Annotated in this window: 6 protein-coding genes and 1 pseudogene; 2 read left to right on the plus strand and 5 right to left on the minus strand. The window is 33.8% G+C overall.

What is annotated here, in order from left to right; all coding sequences use genetic code 11:
- Positions 1 to 322: 322 nt before the first annotated feature.
- The 5 genes and pseudogenes from CQZ94_RS29700 to CQZ94_RS32145 form a co-directional block, all read right to left on the minus strand.
- The gene (locus CQZ94_RS29700; protein WP_105588307.1) at positions 323 to 820 is read right to left on the minus strand and encodes a DM13 domain-containing protein; all 498 of its coding nucleotides are present in this window, start codon (positions 818 to 820) and stop codon (positions 323 to 325) included.
- A gap of 76 nt (positions 821 to 896) precedes the next feature.
- A complete protein-coding gene (locus tag CQZ94_RS29705) occupies positions 897 to 1,976 on the minus strand; it encodes a sensor histidine kinase (protein WP_105588308.1) in 1,080 nt (359 codons plus the stop codon).
- Positions 1,973 to 2,686: a response regulator transcription factor gene (locus CQZ94_RS29710; protein ID WP_105588309.1), complete on the minus strand. Its 714-nt coding sequence runs from the start codon at positions 2,684 to 2,686 to the stop codon at positions 1,973 to 1,975. The genes CQZ94_RS29705 and CQZ94_RS29710 overlap by 4 nt, the downstream gene beginning before the upstream one ends.
- Before the next feature lie 537 nt (positions 2,687 to 3,223).
- On the minus strand, positions 3,224 to 5,395 hold the full coding sequence (locus CQZ94_RS29715) for a binary toxin-like calcium binding domain-containing protein (protein ID WP_105588310.1): 2,172 nt from the start codon (positions 5,393 to 5,395) through the stop codon (positions 3,224 to 3,226).
- A gap of 180 nt (positions 5,396 to 5,575) precedes the next feature.
- A pseudogene (locus CQZ94_RS32145) lies at positions 5,576 to 5,755 on the minus strand (IS6 family transposase); the annotation flags it as partial.
- A gap of 659 nt (positions 5,756 to 6,414) precedes the next feature.
- On the opposite strand from CQZ94_RS32145, the gene CQZ94_RS29725 reads away from it, so the two are divergent.
- Complete coding sequence (locus tag CQZ94_RS29725; RefSeq protein WP_105588311.1) at positions 6,415 to 6,804, plus strand: hypothetical protein; 390 nt, start codon at positions 6,415 to 6,417, stop codon at positions 6,802 to 6,804.
- 181 nt (positions 6,805 to 6,985) lie between these two features.
- Complete coding sequence (locus CQZ94_RS31460) at positions 6,986 to 7,132, plus strand: hypothetical protein (RefSeq protein WP_176555946.1); 147 nt, start codon at positions 6,986 to 6,988, stop codon at positions 7,130 to 7,132.
- Positions 7,133 to 7,206 lie beyond the last annotated feature (74 nt).

Genomic DNA, 7,206 nt, shown 5'->3' on the forward strand with positions numbered 1-7,206 from the left:
CTTTTCCATACTGATCACGCACCTTTTTTAGAGTAATAGTATCAGTATGTCCAAGATTTAGAGATTACTTGCAATTATCTTGAAGTTTTCGCACCAGAACCGCTTATAGTATACTTTTGCAAACGTGTTTAATGTTTTTAAAAATGAGTTTTACAAAACTTACAAAATGTTAAACTCATAAAAGCCATTGATATCATGCGCAAATGCTGATATTAATGGCTTTTTGTATAGATATGGTCTTGTTCGACAAGATTATTTTGATATTTGAGTGTACAACTTATTATTTTATCTATTAAGAAACTTTGCAACAGAACCTTCGTGCTTACTTTTTAAAATAAGCAGCACCAAAGTTTTCATTAAATCTCTTACACCAAACAGAAACCGAGCCATATGTACTTACATCTATCCCTTCAGGAATTTCATAGTTTTGGTCGCCTTTGTTTCCCTTTAACTTTCCTAATTCAATATACTGGTGGTTTTTCACATCTTCATTATTTTTCAAACGATCTGTAGGAACTAATACTACTCGCACATCTGGCCCGTTAGATGTTGAAAAATTAGAAAGTCGTAAAACACGTTTTCCATCCGCTAATTGATAGATTGTTGCTGTTCCAGTTGTTTCATGGACACCGTTTTGAAACTGACCTGTACTTATAACTTGATCTTGAACTTGTTTTGTTTTCATTGATTGCATTTCTGTCTGTGGTAATGCTTCATTCACTTGCTTATCAATGAATAATTTCTCCGGTCGGAACAAGGACCATAAGATTCCCACGACAATTATAAATCCACCTGTAAACCATATATATTTTCTTTTCATAAAGTAAAAGACCTCCGTTAATATACTGTTTAGTAGTATGTTAACAAGGAGGTCTTTCATTTCTCTTTCATAAATGTTACAAAAGTCTTTCAGCGTTCTTATTTTTTTCTGATGTGATGGGAAGAATAAACCAAAATTCACTGCCCTGTTTTCCATCTGCGCGATCTCTCACACCAATTTCTCCTTTGTGCCTTTCAATCAATGATTTTGCAATGGCTAGTCCAAGACCAGATCCTCCAGATTGTGAACTTCTTGATTGATCTGTCCTAAAAAAGCGTTCAAATACGCGTAGTTGGTCATTTGGAGAAATTCCTTCTCCTTCATCACGCAAAATGAACTGGACTTGTTGATTTTGCTTATTTTCCTCTACAATCAACTCAATTGTTCCAAAGACAGGGGAATATCGAATAGCATTATCTAACAAATTACCTATGACCCTTGCTATTTTACACGGCATAATTAATAGTCGGGGTAATCTATCAGAAACCTGCAATTGTAAATCAATCTGTTTGTCTTCTAATAAGACAGAATGTGACTCTAATACATCTAATAGAACTTTATCTATATGTGTGAAACTTGGATAAAAATCTACTTGTTCAAACTCTAACTTTGAAAGTTCAAATAAGTCATTGATTAATCCACTTAATCTTTCTATTTCTTTTAATATCGTCGCTAAGTATTGTTTTCTCATTTCAGGATCTTCAATCAAGTTATCTTGTAATGCTTCTATCATCAATTGCATGCTAGCCATAGGCGTTCGTAAGTCGTGTGAAATATTCGTAATTAGCTCCTTGCGGGCTTTTTCCCCTTCTTCTAACTGAGTAAACCCTTCTTCTAATTTTTTTGCCATCAGTTGAAAGGATGTTGCTAATTCTTTAAACTCCTGTGGTTCTTTTCCAATTATATACATTGTTTCAAATTGTCTATCACTAAATTGTTTCGTTAATGCCATTAAATTTTTGATAGATCTCATGATAGGGCGTGTCATTAACCAGTAAATAAACGTAGAAATTATAAATGCCACAACCGCAATTATTGTTAATAGCCTTGTTTGTTCTGGTTCAAGTAACATTTTCGTCTCACTATACCATATAGCAAGTACCATGATACTCGTACTTAATACATTCATCAGTAATAATTGAATACGTAATCTCATGTTTCACTTCCTCCATTTGGCTCAAAACGATATCCTATCCCCCAAACCGTGTGAATCCAACGACTCTTTATCGTATGCTTCTCCAGTTTGTCACGTAAACGGCTCACTACCACGGTGACTGTGTTTGTAATCCCTTCATATTCAGTACCCCAAATGCGTTCAAGAAGTTGCGAACGAGAAAAAACTTGTTTTGGATGCTTTGCCATGAGATAAAGTACCTCAAACTCTTTCGCTGTTAACTCCACTTTATTTTCACAAACCAATACACATCTCGTCTTTGGATAAATTTTTAAATCTGGACATTCTATCACTTCCGATAGGGATTCTTTTGCTTGTATCGGTACCTGGCTACCTCTTCTTAGTATAATTTGAACCCTTAATACTAATTCACGAGGGGAAAATGGCTTTGTTAAATAATCATCTGCCCCCATTGTTAAGCCTAAAATCCGATCCCTTTCCTCGCCCTTAGCAGTTAACATAATAATAGGTACATTTGATTGTTGACGAATTTCCTCGCATAATTCCCATCCATCTTTTTTCGGCATCATCAAATCTAAAATAATTAAATCTGGTTGATGAGTAAGAAATAAATCCCAACCTTCTGTGCCATTTACAGCGGTATATACTTCATATTCTTCTCTTTCTAAATACCGTTTGCATACTTCTCGAATATTTTCTTCATCTTCTACGATTAAAACTCTTTTTTTCATCTGTAATCCTCTCTTCTTTTCACCAATAATACAAAAGGTGCTCTTATATGCTTTCATCTAATACAGATATAAAATTCAGATATAAAGATGTAACGACTAATCCTAGATCTAAATCAGAATCCTACACTTTGGTCTTATGGTCACTAAAAACGATTAAAAGTGCCAATATAATCTAGATGATAATTTTAGCATTTGATTACTTATATGACTAGATAAACACTTAAAATAGTAGTATCCCAATCATACAAATCGAAAATTTAAATCAGATTTTTTATTACAGAGATTACTTATTTATCTTGTCAGGATCGATTTTATTGTGTATCTGTTTTCCAAGATCTTTATAGTAAAAACCCACTGCTTTAGCTATGGGTTTTTACATACATGATTACAAGTACAAACGAATGAAGGATACATTAAAAGGAATGAGTTCAATATCGAACTCATTCCCTATTAGCAGCCTACATTCTTGTTTCTAACTTTTTGGGTTCAGTCCATTACCGATGTTTTTTTAAAACTTTGCAACAAAACCGTTCCCTTTTACTTAGCTTTGACGAGACTCCATTTATCTTCAAACCTACCACCATATGTCTCTCTATCATTACCATATGAGATATAACCAGCGTCATAAGTAGAAAACCCTAACTTGTTACCATCAGATTGTAGGTGCCATTCTCTCTGGTAATCAAGGTAGCCAGGGCTATGTGCATGATTAAATTTAAAAGTACTTGCATTTTGTTTTTGGTCAAAATGGATATACTTATCTTGAAGTTTTAAATATTCATAGCCTGAATAAGCACTATTTTGAACTTTAATGTGTAACTCTTCACCTGCTTTGATTGGTTGTCCAGGTTTAGGCTGCCCTTTTCTTTCAATAATTACATTAACTGGTTGAGTGTAATTCCCACCAGACGCAAGGTATTGCCACTTATCATTTCCTTTATAACTGAGCACAGGCTTTCCACTAAGCTGCAGAGTATAAGGAGTTCCTTCTACAATAAGTTCGTCGCTGAATCGATGGGTCAAATAATTTTCATATTCTTTATTATACGTAACAACTGTAGAGATTTTTTGTGTCGGAAGTTTCTTTTGTGCATCATTGATTTCAAATGTAACTTTTTGTGATGGATTGAAATCATTCAAACTTACAGTTTCTTTAGACTCATACACGTTTCCCTTTCTCACTAATGTTACTTGTTGTGTTTGTTTGGAATTTTTATTTTCAAAAGAAACAGAGATTTCATTACTCGCTCCGAATAAACCAGGTACGACTGCTGCATAAAACTTTTTCGTAAATGGATCATAAGCACTATATGACAATTCCGGTTGCTGAATTTTTGTAAAAACACCGACTTTTGCGCCTTTCGAAACATAAGATTTTTTAGCATTTTCTAGATTCTCTTTCGCAATGATAACTTGATCTCCTCTGCTATTATCTATAAATTCATTTATCTTTTTAGAATCTACTTTAACATGCTTCAGAACCTCGTTAAACGTTAAATTTGTATCACTACCAACACCTTCTGGTGCATACATTCTAAACTTCGGTTTGTTCCCGATATCAGTCTCTAGTATTGTAGTCGAAGCATTTACACGAGATTCAAATTTTCCTGAATCTCCTAAATTCATAAATTCTCCATCTTTCTCAATATACAATTCCATTGTACTCGTAGGTAGTACTTCAACAGAAAGAATTGCACCTTGTTCAACAGCTTTCAATTCATCTAACGACAAGTAAATATTTACATCTGCTTGATTATCTACACTGTCTATCAATACTTCTGTTGTATTTCTTCCACCTTTTTCTGTACTTAACTGATTTGCTTTATAACGATCTTGTGTTGCCTTTACTGTACTGATAATCTTGTCTCCTAAACGAATGTTAAAATGAGGAGAAACATTTTGAGCAGACGCCGTCCCTGTATTTTTATATTCTAACTGTAAGCTCACTTTTGCTGCTTTTGCTGAATCAACAGTTTTTGCGGTAGACCAATCTATATTAGAAGAATATCTTTCGGTATCTGTTGATGTTTTCGAGTATCCATAGCTTACATTTAATGAGGCCTTCCCAGAAGGAACAGGACCGGCTGCGGAACCTTCCACACCACCTTCGACACCTGCTCCTACACCAAACGAATGTTGTGTCGATACACTTTTTTCCCAACCTTTATCAATGGACCCACCGTTTGAATCCGTAATAGCCGCAAGAGGAGTAACCCCAATACGTTTTATACCAACTTGCAAATTCGGTATATTTGCAACCATTGGATTAAACTCAGTATCAGAGTTACTGCCATAATACTGAACTTCATATGCATCTGTAAAAGGATCTCCATCCGAATTCGCGCTCATAGGATTTGTAATAAATTTTAATTTATCTTTGTCTCGCTCTGGATTCCATGCCTGTGCTTCATTTTTCCCGGTTTGTCGATTGAACTCAATTTTATAGCCTTTTATTTCTAAGTCGTTAGAAATACCATCTTGATCCCAATCGTTATTTTGTATTTCAATTTTTTCAGTAGACATCTTTCCCTTTTTTCCATCAGTTCCATAGATAAGATCTTTTCCTTCTTTTGCATTTGCATCCTCTTTGAACATTTCAATTGTGCTTCCTGCATTCGGCTGTTTTATGTCTGCTAAAGCGGGAGATGCTAAAGTCAGTGCCATCGATACACTACCTAATACACTAAGTGCTGGCTTCAATTTCTTCATTGTTATTTTTCCTCCTTGATTTTTAGGTGAGTTAGAACACCTACTATTAAGAACAACTTCATCATATCTAATACATCTTTCATTTCTCTCTCAAAAGTGTTACAAAAGTCTTTCATAAGTATAAAAATTCTTTCATACATCTATTACTTTTATTTTATGTATATAAATGCGGCAAACCATTTAGGCCGTGGTTAGTAATTGTTTTAGTTCATTGTAGGCTGAAAAGGCGGAGTCTATTTGAAGACTCCGCCTTTGTTTGTATAGGGTATGAATGGTTTCGATTCCTTTTATCGTACGTAAAGCATGGAAAAGTGGTTGAAATCTAGAGGATCTAGCAGACCGGCGCTTCACATGGCGATGGCGTACTACCTCGATATTGAAATCTTTTATAAATATCTAATCAAACGTTACCTTGAATTAGAATTAATGAATTTCTATTAAATCTTTTATATAAATAAATAGGTTTTATATTGATTTATATAATAATATAGTCTAAGTTATAAAACTTAACTTAAGTTAAAAGAAGGCGCCTTAGGGCGTCTTTTCTTTTTAAATAAATAGCCTATCTACGAAAATTGGCAAGCCTTTTGTAATTTAAAAGGTATCCTCCCTAGTTGGGGGTCAATATACATGCCCATCAAGCTAAGATTTTGAAGTACCCCTAAAACAAATTTTTTAACTTGATGACGATGTGATGGAATTCCATAATAGGATTATTTAATGGATTAATTGAGATAAAGATCAGGATAGTTAGAGGAATGCTTTTTATCTTTGTCTAAAACCAAAGGTATTATCAATAAAAAAGTAACGCAATATGATAAGTATTTATTGAAAAACGATAAACAACATGTTAATATCAAATTGAAAATAAGTAAGAGAGGTGCTTTTTATAAAATGTAAAACTAATGCCATGTAATTAGATAATTAAAAATTGAAGTATCTTTAATAATAAAAAGAAATTGATAGAGATATCAACAGTTATATACTGTAATAGCAAAAGAAGAAAAGGGAGTAAGAGCATGATTAATAAAACATGGAAGAAAGTCATTTTGATTGTAAGTGGTATTGTCATTACTTATTTTATAGCTATAGTCATTTCCGCAGAATCTATACCATATCCTACTAAACAACAACTTAAAGATGCTGAAAAAGTAGCTGAACGCTATATAGGCGAAAACTATGGAGTGGAAATTATAAATACATCTAGCAGCTTCACAGCTGAGATGTTCGATCGTACAATTCATATTGAAGGACATTCGAAAGAGAATCCGAAACAAGTATTTCGCATGGATTTGGATCAAGTCACGAATAAAGCTGAAAAAGTGACTGAAAAAGCGATAAATAAAATTTGTACATCGAATGATGGAGGAAAGAATTTTAAGTGTGATGATACTGAAAAACTAAAATAAATATTCAATATTATGAATCAGTAAAACTAATTGATCTAGTGACAGAGAACCAGATTTCTTCTCCAGTACCGTTTCCTGGGGTAGCGTCACATCGCTATCCAGCTAACAAAACAAAATTCCCCTAAAATGAACAAACACGCTATTCTTTCTGTAGAATCATAGGAAAGGATGGCGTTTTTGTATGTCAATTTCTGTATCAGATGAATTACAATTATTTGCTCAAGAAATTCAAAGCTTTTTATCCCCTAATATCTTACGCAATCTTGCTAGAGATGTTGGCTTTGTGCAACGAACAAGCAAGGGTTCTGGTGCGAAAACTTCAAGATAATTGCAAGTAATCTCTAAATCTTGGACATACTGATACTATTACTCTAAAAAAGGTGCGTGATCAGTATGGAAAAG

It is taken from the genome of Bacillus sp. MYb209 (assembly GCF_002975175.1).
In the GTDB taxonomy this organism is placed as follows: domain Bacteria; phylum Bacillota; class Bacilli; order Bacillales; family Bacillaceae_G; genus Bacillus_A.

Coding starts and splice junctions, on each gene's coding strand:
- CQZ94_RS29725 (WP_105588311.1), top strand. CDS start 6,415: ATGATTAATAAAACATGGAAGAAAGTCATTTTGATTGTAAGTGGTATT.
- CQZ94_RS29710 (WP_105588309.1), bottom strand. CDS start 2,686: ATGAAAAAAAGAGTTTTAATCGTAGAAGATGAAGAAAATATTCGAGAA.
- CQZ94_RS31460 (WP_176555946.1), top strand. CDS start 6,986: ATGTCAATTTCTGTATCAGATGAATTACAATTATTTGCTCAAGAAATT.
- CQZ94_RS29700 (WP_105588307.1), bottom strand. CDS start 820: ATGAAAAGAAAATATATATGGTTTACAGGTGGATTTATAATTGTCGTG.
- CQZ94_RS29705 (WP_105588308.1), bottom strand. CDS start 1,976: ATGAGATTACGTATTCAATTATTACTGATGAATGTATTAAGTACGAGT.
- CQZ94_RS29715 (WP_105588310.1), bottom strand. CDS start 5,395: ATGAAGAAATTGAAGCCAGCACTTAGTGTATTAGGTAGTGTATCGATG.